Consider the following 22,293-nt stretch of genomic DNA (forward strand, 5'->3'; position numbering starts at 1 on the left):
CTACGCCTCGAACCTCCGCGGCGGGCCCGGAACGTGCCGGTCCACAGCCTTCCGGAAGGGGGTGCGGTCGGAGACCGCGGCCGGGATGATCAGGGCATGGACCTCCCGTTCGCGCTCCCCCTCGCCCCGATGCTCGCCAAGGCCGTTCCGGCGGTGCCGGAGCAGACCGCCGTCGCGGGCGGATACTCCTACGAGCCGAAGTGGGACGGGTTCCGCGCGATCGTCTCGGTCTCCGGCGGGGAGTGCGAGATCGGGAGCCGCGGCTCCAAGCCGCTGACCCGGTACTTCCCCGAGCTCGTCGAGGCCTTCCTCCGGCTGCTCCCCGACGGCTGCGTGCTCGACGGCGAGATCGTCCTGGCGACCGGCGAGCCGGGTGCCCAGCGGCTCGACTGGGACCTGCTCTCGCAGCGCATCCATCCGGCCGCGAGCCGCGTGAGGATGCTGGCGGAGACCACCCCGGCGATGCTCGTCGCCTTCGACCTGCTCGCCGTGGACGGGCGCAGCATGCTCGAGGAGCCGTACTCGGCGCGGCGGGAGGCGCTCGCCGCGGTGATGGCCGGCGTCCCGCATCCGCTGCACCTCGGCCGCGCCACCGACGACGAGGCCCTGGCGCGCGACTGGCTGGAGCGCTTCGAGGGCGCAGGACTGGACGGCGTCGTGGCGAAGCCCCTGGCCGCGCCCTACTCCCCCGGGAAGCGCGCCGTGCTCAAGGTCAAGCACCACCGCACGGCCGACGTGATCGCGATCGGGTACCGCGAGCACGCCTCCAAGCCGGGCGTGGGCTCGATCCTGCTCGGCCTGCACGGCGACGACGGAGAGGTCCGCCAGGTCGGCGGGGCCTCGGCCTTCAGCGACGAGCGTCGCGTGCAGCTGCTGGAGGAGCTCGCACCCGCGGTCGAGCGCGACGCGGGGGGAGCGCCGGTGCGCGGCGAGGGCGAGCGGAGCCGGTTCTCGAGCGGCCGCGACACCTCCTTCGTGCACCTGCGTCCCGAGCTCGTGCTCGAGGTCCGCTACGACCAGCGCGAGGGCGACCGCTTCCGGCACACCGTGCAGTTCGAGCGCTGGCGCCCGGACCGCGACGCCGCCTCCTGCACCATGGAGCAGCTGGAGCAGCCGACCGCGTACGACCTCGGCGACGTCCTCGGCTAGGCCTTCTTCGCGCGGCTGGGCTGCACGCGGGGCGGCTCGCCCGGCATCTTGGGGAAGTCGGGCGGGAACGGCAGCTCGCCGAGGCCGGCGGCGACATCGCGCTCCCACCAGCCGAGCAGGGCGTCGAGGCGGCCGGGGGCGTCGTGCATCCGGGCCCACGGATCACCGCGCTCGGCGAGGCGCGCCGGGACCGTGCGGATCGTGAAGACCCGCGGATCGACGCCGTCGAGCTCGTCCCAGTCCACCGGAGTGGAGACGGGAGCGTGCGCGAGCGGCCGCGGGCTGTAGGCACCGGCGATCGTCCGGTCGCGGTTGGCCTGGTTGAAGTCGACGAAGATCCGCTCGCCGCGCTCCTCCTTCCACCACGCCGTCGTGACCTTCTCGGGCATCCGCCGCTCCAGCTCGCGCGCCGCGGCGATCACCGCGTGGCGGACGTCGAGGAACTCGTGCTCGGCGACGATCGGCGCGAAGACGTGCAGGCCGCGGTTGCCGGACGTCTTCACGAACGGGTCGAGGCCGGCCTCCCGCAGGACCTCCCGCAGCGCGTGCGCGGCGACGACCGCGTCGGCGACGTCGGTGCCGGGCTGCGGGTCGAGGTCGATCCGGAGCTGGTCGGGCAGGTCGGGCGCATCGGCGCGGGACGCCCACGGGTGGAAGACGACGGTGTTCATCTGCGCCGCCCAGACGGCGGCCGCGGGCTCGTCGATCACGAGCTGCGGATGCACCCGCCCGCTCGGGTACGTCACCGGGACGGACCGGACGTACTCGGGCGCGCCCTTGGGCCGGTTCTTCGAGAAGAACTGCTCGCCCTCGATCCCGGAGGAGAACCGCTGCAGCGAGACGGGGCGGCCGCCGTTCGCCGCGACGAACGGCTCGCCGACGGCGATCAGGTACTCCGCGACCTCGCGCTTGGTGATGCCCGGCTCCGGGAAGAGCACGCGCTCGGGGCTCGAGATCCGCACCTCCCGGTCGCCGTGCGGTCCGGGGACGGTGAGGACGACGGCGTCGCTGCTGGGCATCTGCTGAGGCTAGCCCGCGGCGCCGCCCGGCGACAGGGGTCCGCCGGGGCGCCGCCGCAGCCGGATCGGGCCCTTCGCCCGCGAGGGGTCGACGACCTGTCCGCCCTGCACGATGTCGATCTCGCCCCGGTCGACCAGGCGGCGCGCGGCCCGGCGCACGGGCTCCATCAGCGGCCGCCACTCCTCGCCGCCGACCCGGCGCGCGACCTCGGACGGGCACGCCGTCGACGACGCCGCTCGCGCGAGCAGGACGGTGCGGATCTCCTCCTCGAGGCGCGCCTCCTCCGGTCCGACTCCGCGACGGCGGCAGGCGTCCGAGCAGTAGCGGACGTCCTCCCAGTCCCGTGCCCACTTCGCGCGCCACTCGATCTCGCGACCGCAGGAGGCGCAGGTCTTGCTCTCGGGGTGCGCGGTGGACGTGCGCTGACGGTGGGCCATGCCCTCGAGTCTGCGCGCAGACCGCGGCCGCGGCGACGGGTTGCGCTGAGGGCGAGCGACGGGTGCGCGGGCTCCGGCGCCGAGGACGGGCACCCGATGCGGCGTGATCGGGAACAGGGAGCGGCGGATCGGCGTTCCCCGAGGTGGCGGCGTCATACTCCGCAATAGGGCGGCCCTCCCCCGGCCGGTGCGCCAGTCTGGAGGAGCCGTGCTGCGGCGCGACGGCGGGCCACCACCCCGTGCCGCACCCTCGATCGATCAGGAGTCTCCGATGAGCCGCGAGAACCTCGCCACCACCCCGGACCGCGAGCCGGAGCACCGCGCCTTCGCCGGACTCTCCCCGGAGGACTTCAAGCTCGCGTTCCGCAACCACGCCGCCGGAGTCGCGCTGATCACCGCGGACCCGGGCACCGGCCCGGTCGCCCTGACCGCGACCTCCGTCTTCTCGGTGAGCGCCGAGCCGCCGCTGTTCGTCTTCTCGCTCTCGTCCGCCTCGTCCAGCTCTCCGGCCATCCAGGCGTCCGAGACGCTGGTCGTGCACCTGCTCGGGGCGGAGCAGCTCGACCTGGCGCGCCTGGGCTCGACCAGCGGCATCGACCGCTTCGCCGACACGTCGCTCTGGTCGCGGCTGCCCACGGGCGAGCCGTTCTTCCCGGGCGCCGCCGCCTGGATCCGCGGCACGGTGATCAACCGCATGGAGGCGGGATCGTCCACGATCGTCGCCGTGCACGCCCTCGAGGCCCACGTGCCCGAGGACTCCGAGACCACGGCGCCGCTCGTCTACCACAACCGCACCTGGCACCACCTCGGCGAGCACTCCCGCCTCAGCTGAGCTCCGCGGGCGCTCCGGAGCAGGCGGTTCAGGCCTCCGGGCCGGTCGCCACCGTCCGGCCCGGCGTGCTCGACCACTGCGACCAGGAGCCCGGGTAGAGCGCCGGCGCGAAGCCCGCGAGAGTGAGCGCGACGACGTCGACCGCGGCCGAGACGCCGCTGCCGCAGTACACGCCGACGGGGGCGTGCTCCCGCACGCCGAGCGCCTCGAATCCGGCGCGCAGGTCGGAGGCGGGCCGGAACCGCCCCTCGGAGTCGAGCGCCGCGGACGCGGGAGCGTTCCGAGCGCCGGGGATGTGGCCCGCCCGCGGGTCGATCGGCTCGACCTCGCCGCGGTACCGCTCAGGGGCGCGGGCGTCGAGCAGGACGCCCGCCGAGGGCAGCGCCGCCGCCTCGTCGATGTCCAGCACCGGGAGCCGACCATAGGCCAGCTCGACGTCGCCCCGCTCGCGCGGGACGTCGCCCGTCTCGAGCTCCCGCCCCGAGCGGATCCAGCCGGCGAGCGACCCGTCGAGCAGGCGGACGTCCTCCACTCCCGTCGCCCGCAACAGCCACCAGGCCCGCGCGGCCGGGACGCTACGCGCGTCGTCGTACACGACGACGGACCGGCCCCGGCGGAGCCCCCAGCCGCGCGCCGCCTCCTGCAGCACCTCGATCGGAGGCAGCGGGTGGCGCCCCTCCTCCGGCTCGCCGTGGGCGGCCAGCTCGTGATCGAGGTCGACGTGCACCGCGCCGGGCAGGTGGCCCGCGAGGTACTCCGGGCGGCCGTCGGGCCGGTCGAGGCGCCATCGCACGTCGAGGACGAGCGGCGGCTCGGTGGAAGCCATGAGCTCGGCGAGCTCGTCAGGGGTGACCAGCAGGCTCTTGCGGCTGGAGGGGGTCGTCGGGGTCATGGCGTCCTTCCGATCCGCGTCGTCGGCGGAGTCCTGCCCCAGCATGCCGGGTCGCCCGGCGGCGCGGGAGCTCGGGCGGCAGCGGAGCATCAGTGCGCAAGGCGCCTTGTCGATGGTCGTCTGCCGCAGAGCCTCTCGCGCAGGCGGGTCGTCTTCGCCACTCGATACCCGCGAGCGTGGCCCGGAGGCCTGCAGGGGACCGCTCGGGCCTGAGAGAGGAGGGTGAGGCTCTCGTCGTCGGAGGACGGCCGAAGGCCCGCCCCTCCGCCAGGGGCGGACCTTCGCTGCCTTCAGTTGGACTCGCAGGCGAGCCCGTCGTCGTCCCTGTCGAGCCCGGCGACATCGCCGTAGTACGGGTAGTACAGGTCGAAGTACCGCTGAGCTGAGGCCTGGTCCGGGAAGTCGTCGCAGTTCACAGCGTCGCCGGGATAAGCAGGTCGTCCCGGTCCTGGCGCCGGCGCCGGTGCCGCGGCCTGCGTGCTCGCCCAGAGTGCGCGGCCCTGCGGCGAGTAGATCACCAGATTGCCGTCGTTCTGCATGACCATCCGGGAGCCCGGGCTGCCCGCCGTGCCGGACTGCCAGCGCGCTCCGCCGGAGCCCGCGTAGACCACGGCGTTGCCGTCGGACTGCATCTCGAGCCGGTTGCCGCCTCCGGACGTGCCGGCCGCCCAGCGGGCCGAGCCGCGCGAGTACACGACGAGGTTGCCGTCGCCCTGCATGACCGCCTCGCTCCCTCCGTCGGAGGAGCGCAGCAGCTGACCGGACGTGAGCCGGTTCCCGGAGGAGAGGGTGTCCCGGACGGCGGGCGCGGGCGGCGCCGGAGGAGTGTCGCTCGCCCACAGCGCGCGGCCCGAGGCGGAGTAGACGACCAGGTTGCCGTCGTTCTGCATCTGCAGGCGGGATCCCGGGTTGCCCGCCGTACCCGAGGCCCAGAGGGGTCGGCCCGAGGCGGAGGTGACCACGGCGTTGCCGTCGGACCGCATCGAGAGCGTCTCGCCCTCGCCCTGGGTGCCGGCGCCCCAGCGGACGTCCCCCCGCGAGTAGACCGCGAGATTGCCGTCGCCCTGCAGGGAGGCGCGCGACCGGCCGTCCGGCGAGGTGAGCTGCTGTCCCCGGCTGAGCCGCGAGCCGGAGGAGAGGACGTCGCGGATCTCAGGCGCGCGCGAGGTCGAGCTCGCCCAGAGCGGCCGTCCGGAGGCGGCGGTGATCACCAGGTTGCCGTCGTTCTGCATCCGCATCCGCGCGCCCGGGTTCCCGGGCGTTCCCGCCTGCCAGCGCACGCCGGACCCGGGGGCCGAGACCACCGCGTTCCCGTCGGTCTGCATCGCGAGGCGGTTGCCCGCTCCGGAGGTGACGGAGCTCCAGCGCGGCGATCCGTCCACGGAGACGACGAGATTGCCGTCGCTCTGCATCGCGGCGCGCGAGCGGCCGTCGGAGGCGGTCAGCTGCTGTCCCGGAGAGAGCTCGCGCCCGCTGTCGAGGACGTCGGCGATCGGCTCCGGCTCGGGCTCCTGCTCGTCGGCCGAGGACCAGGCAGTGTCCCCGTTCGGGCGGACGAGCACGAGCTGCCCGTCGTCCTGGATGAGGGCGAGCGCGCCGGTCTCTCCCGCGGTCCCGGACGCCCAGACGGGCGTGCCGGAGCCGGTCACGACGACGAGGTTGCCGTCCTCCTGCATCCGCACCGTGGTCGCTCCGGTGCCCTGGGTCCTGGTGCTCCAGACGGGGCGGCGCCCGGCGTCGTAGATCACGGCGTTGCCGTCCGCCTGCATCTCGAAGCTCGCGGAGTCTCCGTTCGAGAAGATGCGCTCTCCCGCGTCGAGCGAGTCGCCGCCGAGGAGGGCGTTCGTGTAGGTCTGCGATCCACGCGCCTCTGGGGGCGGAGTCTCCCCCGGGACGAAGGCGGTCGGAGTCTCGGCGACGGCCTGCGTCGCGAGGGCGGACGGCGCCAGACCGGCGGAACCGCCCGCGGCGAGCAGGCAGGCGAGGGCCATCGCCGCGAGGCGATGAGGAGGTCGTGGCACGGAGAGCCCTTTCGGAGGCGGCGGCGGAAGCCGGGGTCGAGCGGAGCCTGGCACGCGCTCGCCACGGCCGTCCATCCGGGCCGCGCGGAACCACTCAGCCGGAGCGGGGCGATCCGCGCCGGGGGCGCGGGCGCCGCCTCCGGACCACGGAGCCTCCGGCCGGCTCGCGCGCCCCGGTCGGGGGCGGCGGCGATCGACGCGGATCGACGGAGGACGTGCTCCCACGGCCGGAGCGCACCCCGCGCCGGCGCACCGGGAGGCGGCTCGGACCTCCCGCGGCACGGAGGAGGTCCCCGTTCCTCCTAAAATCGGAGGCATGTCGAAAGTGTTGAGCAGTCTGCCCGTGGGCGAGCGTGTCGGAATCGCATTCTCGGGAGGCCTCGACACATCCGTCGCCGTCGCCTGGATGCGCGAGAAGGGCGCGGTGCCCTGCACGTACACGGCCGACATCGGCCAGTACGACGAGCCCGACATCGAGAGCGTCCCGTCCCGCGCGGCCCAGTACGGCGCCGAGATCTCGCGCCTCGTCGACGCGAAGAGCGCGCTGGTCGAGGAGGGGCTCGTCGCCCTGCAGTGCGGCGCCTTCCACATCCGCTCCGGCGGCAAGACCTACTTCAACACCACCCCCCTCGGCCGCGCCGTGACCGGCACCCTCCTCGTCCGCGCCATGCGCGAGGACGGCGTCGACATCTGGGGCGACGGCTCGACCTACAAGGGCAACGACATCGAGCGGTTCTACCGCTACGGCCTGCTCGCCAACCCCCGCCTGCGCATCTACAAGCCCTGGCTCGACGTGCAGTTCGTCAACGAGCTCGGCGGCCGCACCGAGATGTCGGAGTGGCTGGTCGCCCGCGGCTTCCCCTACCGCGACGCCACCGAGAAGGCCTACTCGACCGACGCCAACATCTGGGGCGCCACCCACGAGGCCAAGCGCCTCGAGGAGCTCTCCAGCGGCCTCGAGCTCGTCGAGCCGATCATGGGGAGCGCGTCGTGGCGTGACGAGGTCGAGATCGCCTCCGAGGTCGTCTCGGTGCGCTTCGAGGCCGGCCGCCCCGTCGCGCTGAACGGCGTCGAGTTCTCGGACGCCGTCGCGCTCGTGCTCGAGGCGAACGCGATCGGCGGACGCCACGGGCTCGGCGTCTCGGACCAGATCGAGAACCGGATCATCGAGGCCAAGAGCCGCGGCATCTACGAGGCCCCCGGCATGGCGCTGCTGCACATCGCCTACGAGCGCCTGCTGAACGCGATCCACAACGAGGACACCGTCGCCCAGTACCACTCGGAGGGCCGCCGTCTCGGCCGCCTGATGTACGAGGGCCGCTGGCTCGACCCGCAGTCGCTGATGCTGCGCGAGTCCATCCAGCGCTGGGTCGGCTCGGCCGTCTCCGGGGAGGTCACCCTGCGTCTGCGCCGCGGCGACGACTACACGATCCTCGACACGACCGGCCCCGCGCTGAGCTACCACCCGGACAAGCTCTCGATGGAGCGGGTCGGCGATGCCGCCTTCGGCCCCGAGGACCGCATCGGGCAGCTCACGATGCGCAACCTCGACATCGCCGACTCCCGCTCGCGGCTCGAGCAGTACGCGGCCGCCGGCCTCGTCGGCGGTCCGACCGCCGAGCTCGTCGGCGAGCTCGAGATCGGCGAGGCCGACGCGATCACCGAGGGCGGCGGGTCCGCAGCGGCCGATGCGCTCGGACGCGCCACCGACCTGGCCTCGGAGGGTGCGGCGTTCGACGCCGGAACCGACTGACCCCGCCCGTCCGACGCCCCCGCGCGCATCCGTCCCACCGGGACGCGAGGCGCACGGGGGCGTCGTGCTGTGCGGGCCGACCCGGCGCGCCGGGTGCGAGGGCGGGCCCGGCGCGAGAGCGGTGCTCCGGCGGTCGTCGCGACGGCCGTCAGGGCGCGGAGGATCGGACGAGCGCGAGCGCGGCGTCCACGGTGGCGAGCGACTGCGCCGGATCGACGCGGGCCAGCACGAGCGCGGCCACCAGCAGCGACACGAGGACGTCCGCCTGAGCCGACGCCCACGCCTGCGCGTCGGGCCAGCGGGCCAGCGCTCCGGCGCGCAGTGCGCCCAGCAGCTCGGCCCGGTAGTCGGCGATCACCTCGCGCACGGCGTCGTCGCGCGCGATCGGCGCGCCCGCGGCGTTGAGCAGCAGGCAGCCGCTCCTCGCGGAGAGCGTGCGGGAGTCGGCGAGCGCCGCCCGCAGCCCGGTGAAGTACTCCTCGAGCGCCGTCGGCGACGCCCCTCGCGGATCGACGAGCGGGGAGAGCCGGGGCCGCACCACCTCGTCGAGGTAGCTCTGCACGGCAGCGTCGAAGAGCCCGCGCTTGCTGCCGAAGGCGTGGTAGAGGCTGGAGCGGCGCAGTCCGGTCGCGGACTCCAGGTCCGGGAGGGACGCCTCCTCGAAGCCGCTCTCCCAGAAGACGGCGCGGGCGGCGCGGACGACCTGCTCGGTGTCGAAGCCCTGCGTGCGACCCACGGTGCTCCTCCTGAGGGGTGACAGCTGCGGCGCCGCACTGGCGCGGACCGCTCGCTCCAGTATATTGTGGACTGGTCGTTACACAATCGGTGCGGAGCCCTCCGCATCACGACCATCGCCTGGAGGCCCGCCGTGATCGTTCTCGGACTGGTGCTCGCCGCTCTCGCCGCGGCGCTGCACGTCTACATCTTCGTGCTCGAGTCGGTCCTCTGGACGACCTCGCGCGCCCGATCGACATTCGGCACGACCGCCGGCGAGGCGGAGGCGACGAAGGAGATGGCCTACAACCAGGGCTTCTACAACCTCTTCCTCGCCGTCGTCACCGCGGCGGGCATCGTCGCCGTCGCGATCGGCGCCACCGCCGTCGGCGCGGCCCTCGTGTTCGCCGGCGCCGGATCGATGGCCGCCGCAGCACTCGTCCTGCTCCTCTCCGCTCCGACCAAGCGCCGCGCCGCGCTGACCCAGATGACCCCGGGTCTGCTCGCGGTGATCGCGCTCGCCGTCGGCCTCTCACTCTGATCCCCTCCACCACCACGAAAGGTCCTATGAGCACCGTCACCAGCACCCAGATCCAGCTCGTCCGCCGCCCCGACGGCTGGCCCGTCGCCGAGGACTTCCGGACCGCGACCGTCGAGTACGGCGATCCCGCTGCGGGCGAGATCCGCGTCGAGAACGCCTTCCTCTCGGTCGACCCCTACATGCGCGGCCGCATGAACGACGTGAAGAGCTACACCCCGCCCTTCGCCCTCGGCGAGACCATGACCGGCGGTGCCGTCGGCCGGGTGACCGTCTCCGACGACCCCGCGTTCCCCGTCGGCAGCGCGGTCCTGCACCAGCTCGGCTGGCGCGACGTCGTGCAGGCCGAGTCGTCGCAGTTCCGCGTCGTCCCCGAGATCCCCGGAGTGCCGCTCTCGCTCCGCCTCGGCATCCTCGGGATGACCGGACTCACCGCGTACGTCGGGCTCACCGCCATCGCGGGCATGAAGGAGGGCGACACCGTCTTCGTCTCGGGCGCCGCGGGAGCCGTCGGCTCGGCCGCCGGTCAGATCGCGCGCCTCCTCGGAGCCGAGCGGGTCGTCGGATCCGCGGGCTCGGCCGAGAAGGTCGCCCTGCTCACCGAGAAGTACGGCTACGACGCCGCCTTCGACTACCACTCCGGCCCGGTCCGCGAGCAGCTGGCCGAGGCCGCGCCCGACGGGATCGACGTGTACTTCGACAACGTCGGCGGCGACCACCTCGAAGCGGCCCTCGACGCCTTCCGCGACGGCGGCCGCGCGGCGCTCTGCGGAGCGATCGCCGGCTACAACAGCACCGAGAAGACGCCCGGCCCCGACAACATGGCGAACATCATCACCCGCGGTCTCACGCTGCGCGGATTCACGCTGTCCGGCTACCTCGACCACGCGCCGGAGTTCAACCGGCTGATGGCCGGCTGGTTCGCCGACGGAGAGATCGCCTACGACGAGACCGTCGTCGACGGCATCGACCACGCCGTGGACGCGTTCCTCTCGATGATGAGCGGCGGCAACACCGGGAAGATGGTCGTCCGCGTCTAGCGCCGACCCCGGTGCGGCGGGCGCGAGGAGGGGCACCTCCGGACGCCCGCCGCACCCGTCCTCCGCCTCCCTGACCGGGACCTCCGAGCATGCTCGCGGATCCGCGGGGCCGATCGGTCCGGGCGGTGGCAGACTGCGGACATGAGCACGTTCTCGCACCGGACCGGCGCCTCCGCGCCGGCAGCAGCAGCACTCGTCCTCGTCCTCTCCGGCTGCGCGGGCAGCGGCGGAGCCCCGTCCGCGCGGACGCCGCTCCCGACGCCGACCGCGACCGCGACCCCGACGTCTTCGCCGACTCCCGCTCCGACGCCGACTCCCACCGTGACCGTGACGGTCACGGCGACCCCCGAGCCCTCGTCGACCGGTTCTCCCGCCGCGGATCCGGCGGCGGCGCGCTGCACGGGCTCCGACCTGACGATGGAGTACCGCCCCGACCCCGACGCGTCGGGTGCCGGGAACAGCGCCTTCGACCTCGTGCTCACCAGCACCTCCTCCTCGGACTGCGCTCTCGCGGGCATCCCCGGCGTCTACGCGACCGACGCCGACGGGAACCGGATCAGCGCGGTCGCCGGCGCGTCCGGCCCGAACCCCGATGCTCCCGTGATCCTCGTCCCCGGCGCCCGGGCGGACGTCCGGGTCGCCTGGCACTCCCCCGGCGCCTACGGCTGCGCGGTCGGGACCTCCGCGTTCCTCGTCGCCGAGGTCCTCGACGCCCCGGACGGCGCGGTCCGCGCCCCCGCCGAGCTCCAGGTGTGCACCGACGACACCGTGATGATGGACGCCTCCGCCTACGCGCTGCTCTGAGCCCTCGCCGAGCGCGCACGCCTCCCGAGGGGCCCGCTCGCCGGGCGCGACCCCTTGACCGGACGCGGCGCAGCCGGGACCCTCGCACTACACGTCCCCACCCCACCCCGGAGGTCACCATGAAGGTCGGCTCACTCGTTCTCCGTCTCGCCGTCGGCGGGCTCTTCGTCGGACACGGTCTGCAGAAGCTGCGGGGCTCGTTCGACGGCCCCGGCCTCGACGGCACCGAGCAGATGATGTCGAGCCTGGAGATGCACCCGGCCCGGCGCAACGCTGTCGCCGCAGCGGTGACCGAGACGGCCGGAGGCGCCGCTCTCGCCCTCGGCGCCGCGACTCCGCTCGCCGCCGCCGGACTCGTCGCCACGATGGTCACCGCCGTGCGCAAGGTGCACTGGAGCAACGGCCTGTGGAACGCGGGCGGCGGGTGGGAGTACAACGCCGTCCTCGTCGCGGCGACGGCCGCGATCGTCGCGGACGGCCCCGGTGCGCTCTCGTTCGACGCCCTGATCGGCAAGCGCAAGTGGGGAGCCGGCTGGGCGCTGTTCGCCCTGATCGGCGGAGCGGCTGCGTCGACCGCCCTGATCGAGGCCGGGCGACGCGCCGCGCCGATTGGAGCGGGCACCTCCGGCTCCGACGACGACGGGTCGGACGACGACGGCGCCGACTCGACCGCCTCGTAGCCCCGCTCCGCCGCACTGTGCGGGCGCGGTAGCGTCGGAGGCGTGACCGAGACACGCGCCTCCGACCCCGACCGCCCCGAGACCGACGCGCTCGCCCTCTGGGTCGCGGCGGTCGAGCGCCTCGACGCTCAGGACGACCCGGACGGCGTCGTCGAGCGGATGCGCGTCCTCGCAGCCCGCTACCCGGGACACGACGGAGTCGCCGCTTTCGAGCTGGGCGGCGCCCTCGACAGCGCGGGACACGGGGCGGAGGCGGCGGTCGAGTACGAGCGCGCCCTCGCCGCCGGCCTGGATGACGAGCGGCGGGCGCGGTTGACGATCCAGTACGCCTCGACGCTCCGGAACCTCGGCCGCACCGATGAGGCGATCGACCTCCTCGCCGGCGCTGCTGCGCACCCCGCGGTGGGCTCCGCTCGGGAGGTGTTCCTCGCGCTCGCCCTGCACAGCGCCGGGCGCGTCGACGAGGCCCTGCGGATCGCGCTGGAGGCGCTGGCTCCGGGGCTCCCTCGGTACCAGCGCTCCGTCCGCGCCTACGCCGCCGCCCTCACCGACCCCGAGCAGTAGCGCGGGCGGCTCCTCCACACGGAGGCTCGGCGCGGCGAGCGCCGAGGCCTCCGGGGCGACGGCGCCGACTCAGTCCTCGAGCAGGATCGCGTCGATCTGCCCCATCGCCTGGCGGAGTCCCTCCTCCATCCCCATCTGGACCATCTGCTCGAGCTGCTCGACCGACTCGAAACGGCTGCTGAGGACCATCCGCGTGCGCCCCGGCTCGATCTCGTCGAGGGTGACCGTGGCCCGGGTGATCCCCAGCGCGTCGACCGGATCGCCCCGCTCGTCGGCGAAGCCGTCCTCGAACTCGAACCGCGTCGGCTCCTCCACCCGGGTCACGCGCCACCAGCCGCGCGCCTGCTCGCCGTCCGGTCCCGTCATGACGTAGGCGCTCCGTCCGCCCTCGACCGGCTCGTGCCGCTCGAAGGTCGCCGGCCAGGTCGGCGGCCCCCACCAGCGCTCGAGGCGGCGCGGATCCGTCCAGAGGAGCCAGACGCGCTCGATCCCCGCGTCGAACTCGGCGGTCACGGTCAGGGTCAGTTCCTCGATGTCCTTCACGGACTGCAGCACGCTCATCGCGCCTCTCCCTCCAGCAGATCCCGCGCGCCGATCGGCTCGCGGGTGTCACTCCTCGTCGAGGAGGTCCGACATGCGGTCGATCCTCCCCGCCCACAGCTGCTCGTAGGCGTCGAGCAGGCGCGACGCCCGCCGCACTGCGGCGACCTCACCCTGCACCAGCTGCTCCCGCCCGCTCCTCCGCTTGCGGACGAGTGCCGCCCGCTCGAGGACGGCCACGTGCTTCTGCACCGCCGCGAACGACATCTCGTAGCGCGCCGCGAGTGCGGAGACGGACTGCTCGCCGACCAGCACCCGGGCGACGATGTCGCGGCGGGTGCTGTCGGCCAGCGCCCGGAAGAGCAGGTCGATGTCGGCGTCCGTACGTACAACCATGTGGTTGCACATTAGGGCCGTCCCCTCGCCCGCGCAAGAGCATCCGTCTCCGGGCGAGCGCACCGGCCGGCGCCCGACCTCAGGCGCTCGCGGCATCGAGGGCCTCGGCAGCGGCCGCGAGCACCCAATCCGGCAGGGGGCGGGCCGCGAACAGCGAGGCGTAGAGCCGGGCCATCGAGTCGTCGGGGTCGAGCCGCAGCGCCTCGTCGAGGTGGAGCCCCGCGAGGCTCGAGACTCCCCTCGCCCACCAGCACCACGCGAGAACGGTGAGCACGGAGGAGCGCGCCTCCTCCGGCGCCAGCGCGGCGGCGCGGGCGAGGAGCCCGGTCGCCCGCGCCAGACGGCCGCGCTCCGGAGCACGCCCGCTGCCGAGCAGCAGGGCCGACAGCTCGAGGTCGTGGTCGTCGTCCGTTCCGGCGCGGGCGTCGCCCACCGCGCCGGGCGGCACTCCCACTCCTGCCTGCGGGCTCCGCGCGATCTGCACGGTCACCCGGTCGCGGAGGGGCGGCGACTGCAGGGTCCGCACGATCAGTCCTTCGCGGCGGACGTCCCGCGGTCCGCTGAGCCAGCGCTCGACGAGCCGTTCCGTGTCGCCGACCAGGGGCGGCCGGCGGAGCACCTCCGCGACGAGCGCGCGATCCTCCTCGAGGACCGGCGGCAGCACGGAGAGCGCGTCGATGTCCAGAGGCTCGTCGGCCACCGCTCGGGCGAGGACGCCGGTCTCGCTCCGCTCGATCTCGAGGAGCGGACGTGGCCTGCGGCACTCCTCGGCGTCCGTGTAGCGCCCCCATCCGTCGGCGGCGATGCAGGCCACGGCGATGATGTCCAGGCGCGTGCGCTCCAGGCGCCGGAGCACCGCGCGGCCGAGGTCGAGATGCGGGATCCCCCGCTCCTCGGCGTAGCCCGCACGGGTGCAGACCACCACCAGCACACCGGTGGCCCGCGGCATCGTCTCCATCATGGCCGCGCAGCCGCCCGCCAGCGCCTCCGCCTCCATCCCGCGCAGCGTCTCCGGGAGCGGGATCCGGAAGCCTCCCCCGGCGCGCGTGCCGAGGAACGGCACCACCACGACGGACTCCTCCGGACGGATGCCGATGATGGAGGGGACGGCAGCCAGGAGGTCCTGGATCGCGCTCGCCCGCAGGACTTCGGGATCGCGGCGGCGGGACGGAGGAGCAGGGGTTCGCTGTGTGGATGTCATGCCCGACACCCTGCTCGCGTCGCCGGCGGCGCAGGATCCCGCCGGCCCGGACCGGGGAGAACCGGAGCGGATCGGCGCCTGTGGAGGAGCGCCCGGGTCCGGCGGCTCAGCCGGCCGCGGGAGCCCGCAGCACCTTCGCCATCGGCCGTCCCTTCGCGATCTCGTCGATCAGCTTGTCGAGGTACCGGATGCGCTGCATCAGCGGATCCTCGATCGTCTCGACTCGCACGCCGCAGATCACTCCCGTGATCGCCGAGGCCTGCGGAGGCAGGCGCGCCGCCGCGAAGAACTCCTCGAAGGTCGTCCTGCTCTCGAGGTGCCGGGCCAGCTCCTCGTCCGAGAAGCCGGTGAGCCAGCGGACCGCCTCGTCGACCTCCTCCCTCGTCCGGCCCTTGCGCTCCGCCTTCGCCACGTAGAGGGGGTGCACGTCGACGAACGCCACGGAGAAGATCCTGCTCATGGCCGGGAAGCGTACTCGCGCGACGCCCGGCGCGGCAGAGGCGCCCGCCCCGCTATCCTCCCCAGTGGCCCTCGCGCCTCCATACCGCAGCCCACAGAGAGAACCACCGTGAGCCTCCTCCGCACCAAGTCCGTCGAGCAGTCGATCGCCGACACCGATGAGCCCGAGTACAAGCTCAAGAAGTCGCTGACCGCGCTCGATCTCACGGTCTTCGGCGTCGGAGTCGTCATCGGCGCCGGCATCTTCACCCTCACCGGCCGCGCCGCCCACGACATCGCCGGACCGGCGATCGTCCTGAGCTTCGTCGTCGCCGCCTTCGCCTGCGCCCTCGCGGCCATGTGCTACGCCGAGTTCGCCTCCACGGTCCCGGTGTCGGGCTCCGCCTACACCTTCTCCTACGCCTCCCTCGGCGAGCTCTTCGCCTGGATCATCGGCTGGGACCTGATCCTCGAGCTGTTCCTCGGAGCGAGCGTGGTCGCGCAGGGGTGGAGCGCGTACCTCGGGTCGCTGCTGCAGCAGCTGGGAGTGACCCTCCCGCCGGCGCTCACCTACGGCGGCGTGGTCGACGTGCCGGCGATCCTGCTCGTCCTCGTGCTCGGCGCGCTGATGACCTTCGGGATCAAGGAATCGCTGCGCGTCAACCTGGTGCTCGTCGCGATCAAGCTGTTCATCGTCCTGTTCGTCATCATCGCGGGCCTGCAGTTCGTGAACACCGCCAACTACACCCCGTTCGTCCCCGCCGCCGAGCCCTCGCCGTCCGCGTCCGGTCTGACCCAGCCGCTGCTCCAGTTCCTCTCGGGCATCGAGCCGGCCACGTTCGGGGTCGGCGGCATCATCGCCGGCGCCTCCCTGGTGTTCTTCGCCTACATCGGGTTCGACGTCGTCGCGACGACCGCGGAGGAGACCCGCCGCCCCCAGCGCGACCTGCCCATCGGCATCATCGCCTCGCTGATCATCTGCACGGTCCTGTACTGCGCCGTCGCCCTCGTCGTGACCGGCATGGTCCCCTACCGCGAGCTCGACCCGTCGGCCGCGCTCGCCAACGCGTTCGCCTACCACGGGCAGACCTGGATGGCGACGGTCATCTCGGCCGGCGCCGTCGCCGGTCTGACCACCGTCGTGCTGACGCTGCTGATCGGAGCGACGCGCATCATCTTCGCGATGGCGCGCGACGGACTCCTCCCCCGGCGCCTGGCCACCGTCCACCCGCGCCTGCGCACGCCGTGGTTCACCTCCGTGGTCGTGACCATCGTCGTCGCGCTGCTCGCCGGGCTCACTCCGATCGGCGTGCTCGAGGAGATGGTCAACATCGGCACGCTCTCGGCGTTCGTGCTGGTCTCGGTCGGCGTCGTGGTGCTGCGCCGCAAGCGGCCCGACCTGAAGCGCGGCTTCCGGGTCCCGCTGAACCCGTGGCTCCCGCTGCTCTCGGCCCTGATCTGCACCTACCTGATGCTCAACCTCTCGATCGAGACCTGGCTGCGCTTCCTGATCTGGCTGGCCGTGGGCTTCGCGATCTACTTCGCCTACTCGCGCAGCCACGCGAAGATCGGCACGCAGCCCTAGGGGGCCAGGCCCACCTTCGGCCTGGCCCAGGAGCGTCCGCGCGTGTCCTTGAGGATGTCGTACTCCACCTCGACGTGCGGCTCGATCGCGCTGTACTTGTCGTTCGGGGCGCCGATCACGAGCTGGAAGCCGAGACCGCGCCACGCACCGATCGCCCGCTTGGTGAAGTGGGCGTCGGCCTTGATCAGCGCCTCGTCCATGAAGACCGGGGCGTACCGGGGGCGGTCGGCTCCCGCGTCGCCGAGCTGGTAGCGCAGCGCTGCCCCGACGATGAAGGCGATCAGCTCCTGCGACTCCCCGCCGGACTTCTCGCCGATGTGGTCGTACAGCGCCACGTGAGCTCGGGTGACGGCGTCCACGCGCTCGGCGCTGACCCGGACGTGGTTGCGGACGTCGACGAGGTCCCCGAAGTCGGGCGCGGTGCGCCGCAGCCGCTGGATGAGCCGGGACATCCGCCGGTAGACCTGCTCGCGCTCCTCCTCCGCGGACACGGCCTGGATCTGCGCGCGCACCTCGCGGAGCTCGCGGCGGAAGCGACGGCGCACCTCCGACTGGTTCTCGCGCGTCGTGATCTGCAGGCGGTGGCCGTCGTCGTAGAACGGCAGATCCTGCATGATCACGTTGATCGGCTCGATCCGCTCGCGGATCTCCCGCAGCGAGCGGCCGAGCGTGGAGTCGAAGCTCGTGAGGTCGTTGCCGGAGAGCGTGAGCAGGCTGTCGCGCCACTCGGTCTCGAGCCGGTGCAGGCCGCTGGTCTCGAGGGCGTCGAGCAGCCGCTCGAAGTCGCCCGCGGACGCCTCGGGGTCCGCGAGCAGGTTGGGATTCGGCCAGCGGTCGAGGAAGCCGGCCATGATCCGGCCGGCGCTCTCGCGCTGCTGCTCGTGCGCCTCGGCCGCGGAGCGGCGGTCCTCCGCCAGACGCTGCGCCGCCGTGGCGAGCGCTGCGTCGAAGCGGACCAGGACGTCCGAGGCGCTGCCGGACGCCGCGGCCTCGGTCAGCGTGAACCGGGCGTCGAGGAAGGCGCGCTGGTCGTCGTCGAGCTCGCGTCCTGCGCGCTCCGCCGCATCGAGAACCGCCTGGCTCGCGTCGACGTCGTCGACCACGACGGCCCACTCCGCCTCGATCCGCTCGCGCTCCACACTGGCGCGGGCGATCTCCTGGCGGAGGCGCTCGAGGCGGCCGCGCAGCCCGTCGATCTGCTCCTGCAGCCCGGCGAGCTCGGGGTTCGCCTCCGCCGCCTCGGCGCCGACCGCCTCCCAGCGCTCCTGCTCGGCGAGCAGCGACTCGACGTCGACCGTCTCCCAGCTCACCAGCGCGAGGCGGGCGTGGCGCGTCATCCGGTCGTCGAGTGCATCGAGGGATTCCTCCGCCGCCGACGCCGCCGAGACGGCCGCCGCGCTGCGGGCCCGGGCCGCCTCGACCAGGGCGTTCAGCTCGCGGAGACGACGGGTGTTGGAGAAGCCGAGGACGTTCGCGGCGCCGTGGCCGCCGTGCGCACCGCGCTGCCCCTGCGAGAGCTGACCGGTGAGGGTCAGGGCGAGCCGGTGGCGCCCGAGCTCCGCAGCGCTGTCGACGCACACGTAGCCGAAGCGGTCCTCGAGCCGGTACTGCAGCCAGCCGGTGAAGGCGGTGGCGCGGTAGTCGAGGCGCCCGGGCAGCGTCTGCGGGTCGAGGCCCCGCATCTCCTCGAGCCCGGTGTCCACGCCCTCGTAGCGGAGCCGGACCGGGAGCCGGAGGGAGTCGATGGCGCGGCGGAAGCGGTCGAGGTGGGCGGAGTCGATCATCAGCGTCGTCGCGAAGCCGCCGAGGGCGAGCGTGAACGCCTCGCGCCAGGGCTCGAACTCGGCACGCACCTCGACCAGCTCGCCGACGAAGGGCAGGTCGTCGGCGGTGAGGCCGGCTGCCTCCGCGATCCGCTCGCGCGCCTCGTGCAGAGGCCGGGGGATGCTGTCCCGACGGTCCGAGGCCGAGCGCTGCTCCGCCTCGAGCTCGGCGAGCTCGCGCGCCGCGGCCTTCCGCTCGGCGACCGCGTCCGACCAGGCCGCACGGGTGCTGCGCTTGGCGTCGGGCGCGCTCGCCGCCCGGGCGAGCACCGCCTCGAACCGCTCGCGGGTTGTCTCCGGCTCGCCGAGAGCGCGCAGGTCGTCCTCGAGCCGGGCGCGGTTCTCGCGCGCCGCTCCCAGCCGCCGCTCCACCTCGCGGAGCTCGCGCTGGGCCGTCTCGAGGCGGTCGCCGCCGGAGGCCCGCAGCACCTCGGCGAGCCCGTCCCGCTCCGACTCCGCCGCCTCGGCGAGCGCCCGCTTCTCGCGGAGCACGGCGTCGACGGCGCGGGTGCGCTCGCGCAGCTCGACCTCGACGTCGCGCAGCAGGCCGAGGCGCTGCTCAGCGCGCCACAGGGCCGCCGGCGACACCGGGGCGTCGAACTCCCCGAGCGCGTCGATGAGGCGCACGCGCTCCGCGGACGCGGCGATGCGCAGGCGCAGGCCCCGCAACGGCTCGAGTGCCGCGACCTGCTGGCGCGCGGTGAGCATCCGCTGCCGGGTGCTCTCGAGCTCGTCGAAGTGGGCGACGACCGCGTCGGCGGAGGCCAGGGTCTCGGGCTCCTCGAGCACGAGCCGCTTGTAGAGGTCGTCGACGGTCGTGATCTGCTGACCGGCCTGGATGCGGGCGAGCAGGCTCATCGCCTTCGATCCGGCTCCCGCCGCTCCGATGCCGAGCACCGCGTGCAGACGCGCCGAGAACTCGCGGTCGGTGCCGAGCGGATCCAGGCCCGCCGCGCGCAGTGACGCGTCGGAGAAGCGGTGCGCCGCCGCCCGGTCGAGCGCGGCGAGGTCGACCGGGCCCTCGGCGCTCGCGCGGATCCGCACGGTCTCCTCGAGCACCCGGGAGCCGGCCGGGACGTACCAGGCGCGGACCGCGCTGAAGCGCGAGCCGTCGTGGTCGACCCAGGTCATCGCGACGGCGGTCCAGGTGTCGACTCCGTCGCCGCGCAGGACGCGCATGGTCGTGCCCTCGTCCGTGCGCGACTCGTCGAGCTTGCCGCGCGCGTAGGAGAGGATGTTGCGCTGGTCCTCGCCGCGCGGACGGCCCGTCACTCCGCCGTTCGAGGCGCCGTTGAACGGCGTGGTGGGCGGCATCATCAGGGCGATGTAGGCGTCCATCAGCGTGGACTTGCCGGAGCCGGAGCCGCCGCAGAGGAGCGTGGCGCCGGGCGAGAAGCGGACCCGGTGCGCGCCGTCGTAGCCGCCCCAGTTGACCAGCTGCAGGTCCTCGGCGAGCCACTGCTGACCGCGGGAGGCGGCGGGGATCAGGCCGAAGAGGGTGTCGAGCATCGTCATCGGGGGTCGTCCTCCGGGTCGGGGGTGTCGTCGTCGGTCGGCTCGTCGTCCAGCGGCTCGTCGTCCGCGACATCGGCTCCGGGCAGGACGCCGTCCGTGGGCGGGTCCGCGTCCTCGTCGAGGCCGTCGTCCTCGAGCGCGTCGTCGTCCGCCTGCTCCGGATCGTCCGAGCCGGGCTCCTCGGCGGGCGCCGCTTCTGCGACCACCGAGGAAGCGTCTTCGCCCGCCCGCCCGCGCAGCCAGTCGCTCAGCTCCCGCAGCTTCGGCGCGCTCAGCACGATCTCCACGATCGGGCTGATCCGGTACCGCCCTGCGGACTCCTCGTCGACGATGCCGTCGCGCCCGAGCCGCTCCAGCGCCTTGCGGACCATGCGCTGCCGGCGGGCGGTGTCGCGCTCGGCGTCGGCGAAGTAGCTGAGCACCGTCTGCTCGACCTCCTCGACGTCCACGCGCGCCGACGCCTCGCCGGCCGCCGACTCCCGCTGATGGACCGTGCGCAGGTGCACCAGGACCAGCGTCTCGGCGCGGGTGTAGGGGAGGTCGCGCAGCAGCACCGGCATCTCCACCTCGTCGGAGCGCACCTGCTGCTTGTAGGCGACCCCTCGCTCGTGGTCGACGACGAGCCGCACGAACAGGTCGTTCAGCCGCGACTCGATCAGCTGCCGGTGCTCCTGGAGCACGGCCCACTGCTCGCGGTGGCGGTCGGCGAGGAGGAAGCGGCGCTGCAGCACGTGCACGAGCACCCGGCGCACCTCGGTGTCGAGGACGCCGCGGTCGCCGGGGAAGAGCTCGTCGGGGTCCTCCTCCATCGACACGGGCGCGATGAACGGATCGGCGGCGGGCCCGTCGGTCGCCAGGGTGTCACTCATCGTCGGTCTCCTCCTCGGTGCGGGCGGTCACGGATCCGAAGGCGAAGCGGCGCACGGTCCCGTCGGGTCGGCGCGTGCTCACGACGGAGTAGCCCTCGCGGTCGACGAGGCCCGTCCGGTGCGCGATCTCGAGCAGCCCGAGCAGGTCGACGGGCCGTCGCGTGTCCTCCGGAGCCGCGCTGAACGCGTCCGCCAGATCGAACTCGTCGCCGAGCTCCGCCACGTAGGCCTCCAGCTCCGCGTAGCGGGGACCGCCCCAGGCCCGGCTGTCGTCGCCGACGAACTCGGCGTCGCCGTCGTCTCCGGCCAGGGGCGCCGGCCCGCCGGCCGGACGCACGTCTCCCAGGGTCTGGCGCAGGCGGCCGATCCCGGCGACGGGCAGGTGCCGCAGCGGCGCGACCGGCGCGTCCGGCGAGATCCCGCCCGTCCACTCCTGGAGCCCCGCCATCACGTCGCGCAGCAGCTCGTCCACCTGGCGGTCGCGAGCGGGGTCGTGGGTGCGGACCTGGCCCGTGATGACGTGGGACGCGCGGCGCTGCGCGGTCAGGACCTCCTGCACGCCCAGCTCCACCCGGCGGCCGATCGCGGCCAGCTCCGCGCGCTGGGCGGGGTCCATCAGGCGGGAGAACGGCTGCACGAGCACCGTGTGGAGCTGGTCGGCGAGCGCGTCGATCCGCTCGGGGTCGCCCAGGAGGCGGAGGGCTCCGGCGAACGCACGGCCCTCGCTGGTCGCCTGCATCACGTGCTGCCCGCGCTCGAGGTACTCCCGCAGCACCTCGCCGGTCGGGCGGACGTCGCGGCGCAGGTCCGCGACCACGTCGCGCTGCATCGCTTTGATCGACTCCGCCACCCGCGCGAAGTCGGCCGGCAGCTCGCGGGCGAGGTGCACCACGTTCTCGGCCTCCTCCAGGAGCTGCTCGTCGTCGGCCGGCTCGAGACCGGCGCCCTCCTCGAGGGCGGCGATCTCGACGTCCAGGCGCGCCCGCTCCTCGCGGAGCCGCGAGAGCCGGGCCTCCGGGTCGGGCTCGACGTCCGCGGCCAGCCGCTCGACCGCCTCCAGCAGAGTGCGCACCCGCGAGTTCGAGACGCGCGTGCGTCCGCCTCCGGTGCGCCCGGTGATCTCGAGGGCGCTCACGGCGTGGGCGCTCAGCCGGTAGACCTCGGCCTCGCCCTCGATCTGCGGCACGAGCCAGCCGACGCGGACCCAGTAGCGGCACACCTCGCGCGCCGTGCCGCTCGGCAGAGCGCGCTCGCCCTCGTCGTACCCGGCCGAGCGGAGCTCCTCGAGCAGCTCCCCCACCTCGGCGTGCGCGTCGGCGACCGCCACGGCCTGCCGGTCGACCGTGAACACGAGCGACAGAGCGGCGACGACGAAAGGCGCGTAGCGGCCGTGGAGGAGATCGAGTGTCGGCGTCCGGAAAGCGCCGAGGGAGCGCAGGTAGGCGGCCTCGGCGCGGGAGTTCGACATCGCCCTCAAGGATA

The 22,293-nt window shown here is 73.8% G+C and carries 21 protein-coding genes; 9 read left to right on the plus strand and 12 right to left on the minus strand.

The window, feature by feature from the left end:
* Positions 1-96: 96 nt before the first annotated feature.
* Positions 97-1,149 (plus strand): ATP-dependent DNA ligase, encoded by a 1,053-nt coding sequence (locus tag C5C55_RS06930; protein ID WP_104233369.1) that lies wholly within the window; start codon positions 97-99, stop codon positions 1,147-1,149.
* Here C5C55_RS06930 and ligD read toward each other — a convergent pair.
* A complete protein-coding gene (gene ligD / locus C5C55_RS06935; protein ID WP_181067793.1) occupies positions 1,146-2,168 on the minus strand; it encodes a non-homologous end-joining DNA ligase in 1,023 nt (340 codons plus the stop codon). The genes C5C55_RS06930 and ligD overlap by 4 nt on opposite strands.
* Positions 2,169-2,177: 9 nt before the next feature.
* On the minus strand, positions 2,178-2,606 hold the full coding sequence (locus C5C55_RS06940) for a DUF2256 and DUF3253 domain-containing protein (protein WP_104233370.1): 429 nt from the start codon (positions 2,604-2,606) through the stop codon (positions 2,178-2,180).
* A gap of 271 nt (positions 2,607-2,877) precedes the next feature.
* Between C5C55_RS06940 and C5C55_RS06945 the strand changes: the two genes are divergently transcribed.
* Positions 2,878-3,438 (plus strand): flavin reductase family protein, encoded by a 561-nt coding sequence (locus C5C55_RS06945; RefSeq protein ID WP_104222547.1) that lies wholly within the window; start codon positions 2,878-2,880, stop codon positions 3,436-3,438.
* Between the two features lie 28 nt (positions 3,439-3,466).
* Here the strand turns inward: C5C55_RS06945 and C5C55_RS06950 are convergent, their stop codons facing one another.
* Positions 3,467-4,330 carry a sulfurtransferase gene (locus C5C55_RS06950; protein WP_104233404.1) on the minus strand — a complete coding sequence of 288 codons (864 nt, stop codon included), beginning with the start codon at positions 4,328-4,330 and terminating at the stop codon, positions 3,467-3,469.
* Positions 4,331-4,620: 290 nt separating this feature from the next.
* The gene (locus C5C55_RS06955; RefSeq protein ID WP_181067794.1) at positions 4,621-6,321 is read right to left on the minus strand and encodes an excalibur calcium-binding domain-containing protein; all 1,701 of its coding nucleotides are present in this window, start codon (positions 6,319-6,321) and stop codon (positions 4,621-4,623) included.
* A gap of 346 nt (positions 6,322-6,667) precedes the next feature.
* Here C5C55_RS06955 and argG point away from each other — a divergent pair, with 346 nt between their 5' ends.
* Positions 6,668-8,104 (plus strand): argininosuccinate synthase, encoded by a 1,437-nt coding sequence (gene argG / locus C5C55_RS06960; protein ID WP_104233372.1) that lies wholly within the window; start codon positions 6,668-6,670, stop codon positions 8,102-8,104.
* 148 nt (positions 8,105-8,252) lie between these two features.
* On the opposite strand, the gene C5C55_RS06965 is transcribed toward argG, so the two are convergent.
* Positions 8,253-8,840 (minus strand): TetR/AcrR family transcriptional regulator, encoded by a 588-nt coding sequence (locus C5C55_RS06965; protein WP_104233373.1) that lies wholly within the window; start codon positions 8,838-8,840, stop codon positions 8,253-8,255.
* Positions 8,841-8,972: 132 nt separating this feature from the next.
* On the opposite strand from C5C55_RS06965, the gene C5C55_RS06970 reads away from it, so the two are divergent.
* From C5C55_RS06970 to C5C55_RS06995, 5 genes are all read left to right on the plus strand, one after another.
* Positions 8,973-9,359 carry a DUF1304 domain-containing protein gene (locus tag C5C55_RS06970; protein WP_104233374.1) on the plus strand — a complete coding sequence of 129 codons (387 nt, stop codon included), beginning with the start codon at positions 8,973-8,975 and terminating at the stop codon, positions 9,357-9,359.
* A 26-nt stretch (positions 9,360-9,385) separates the two neighbouring features.
* A complete protein-coding gene (locus tag C5C55_RS06975; RefSeq protein ID WP_104233375.1) occupies positions 9,386-10,396 on the plus strand; it encodes an NADP-dependent oxidoreductase in 1,011 nt (336 codons plus the stop codon).
* Between the two features lie 141 nt (positions 10,397-10,537).
* Entirely contained in the window at positions 10,538-11,200 is a 663-nt protein-coding gene (locus C5C55_RS16515) for a DUF4232 domain-containing protein (RefSeq protein ID WP_181067795.1), read from the plus strand.
* Between the two features lie 119 nt (positions 11,201-11,319).
* A complete protein-coding gene (locus tag C5C55_RS06990) occupies positions 11,320-11,880 on the plus strand; it encodes a DoxX family protein (protein WP_104233378.1) in 561 nt (186 codons plus the stop codon).
* 42 nt (positions 11,881-11,922) lie between these two features.
* Positions 11,923-12,444 (plus strand): tetratricopeptide repeat protein, encoded by a 522-nt coding sequence (locus C5C55_RS06995; RefSeq protein WP_258072509.1) that lies wholly within the window; start codon positions 11,923-11,925, stop codon positions 12,442-12,444.
* A 69-nt stretch (positions 12,445-12,513) separates the two neighbouring features.
* On the opposite strand, the gene C5C55_RS07000 is transcribed toward C5C55_RS06995, so the two are convergent.
* From C5C55_RS07000 to C5C55_RS07015, 4 genes are all read right to left on the minus strand, one after another.
* Positions 12,514-13,005, minus strand: coding sequence for an SRPBCC domain-containing protein (locus tag C5C55_RS07000; RefSeq protein WP_104222538.1), 492 nt, complete (start codon positions 13,003-13,005; stop codon positions 12,514-12,516).
* Between the two features lie 48 nt (positions 13,006-13,053).
* A complete protein-coding gene (locus tag C5C55_RS07005; RefSeq protein WP_104233406.1) occupies positions 13,054-13,380 on the minus strand; it encodes a helix-turn-helix domain-containing protein in 327 nt (108 codons plus the stop codon).
* Between the two features lie 79 nt (positions 13,381-13,459).
* Positions 13,460-14,581, minus strand: coding sequence for a DUF4192 family protein (locus C5C55_RS07010; protein ID WP_146080901.1), 1,122 nt, complete (start codon positions 14,579-14,581; stop codon positions 13,460-13,462).
* A gap of 106 nt (positions 14,582-14,687) precedes the next feature.
* Entirely contained in the window at positions 14,688-15,041 is a 354-nt protein-coding gene (locus tag C5C55_RS07015) for a DUF2200 domain-containing protein (protein ID WP_104233380.1), read from the minus strand.
* Positions 15,042-15,149: 108 nt separating this feature from the next.
* On the opposite strand from C5C55_RS07015, the gene C5C55_RS07020 reads away from it, so the two are divergent.
* Positions 15,150-16,604 carry an amino acid permease gene (locus C5C55_RS07020; RefSeq protein WP_104233381.1) on the plus strand — a complete coding sequence of 485 codons (1,455 nt, stop codon included), beginning with the start codon at positions 15,150-15,152 and terminating at the stop codon, positions 16,602-16,604.
* Here the strand turns inward: C5C55_RS07020 and C5C55_RS07025 are convergent.
* From C5C55_RS07025 to C5C55_RS07035, 3 genes are read right to left on the minus strand one after another with little or no spacing between them, the layout of a single operon-like run.
* Positions 16,601-19,942, minus strand: a complete 3,342-nt coding sequence (locus C5C55_RS07025; protein WP_104233382.1) for an ATP-binding protein — start codon at positions 19,940-19,942, stop codon at positions 16,601-16,603. The two genes, C5C55_RS07020 and C5C55_RS07025, sit on opposite strands and share 4 nt — an antisense overlap.
* Complete coding sequence (locus C5C55_RS07030) at positions 19,939-20,811, minus strand: DUF4194 domain-containing protein (protein ID WP_104233383.1); 873 nt, start codon at positions 20,809-20,811, stop codon at positions 19,939-19,941. The genes C5C55_RS07025 and C5C55_RS07030 overlap by 4 nt, the downstream gene beginning before the upstream one ends.
* Positions 20,804-22,279 carry a DUF3375 domain-containing protein gene (locus C5C55_RS07035; protein ID WP_104233384.1) on the minus strand — a complete coding sequence of 492 codons (1,476 nt, stop codon included), beginning with the start codon at positions 22,277-22,279 and terminating at the stop codon, positions 20,804-20,806. Before C5C55_RS07035 ends, C5C55_RS07030 begins: the two co-directional genes overlap by 8 nt.
* Positions 22,280-22,293 lie beyond the last annotated feature (14 nt).

Source organism: Rathayibacter sp. AY1C2, from assembly GCF_002931195.1.
GTDB lineage: Bacteria > Actinomycetota > Actinomycetes > Actinomycetales > Microbacteriaceae > Rathayibacter.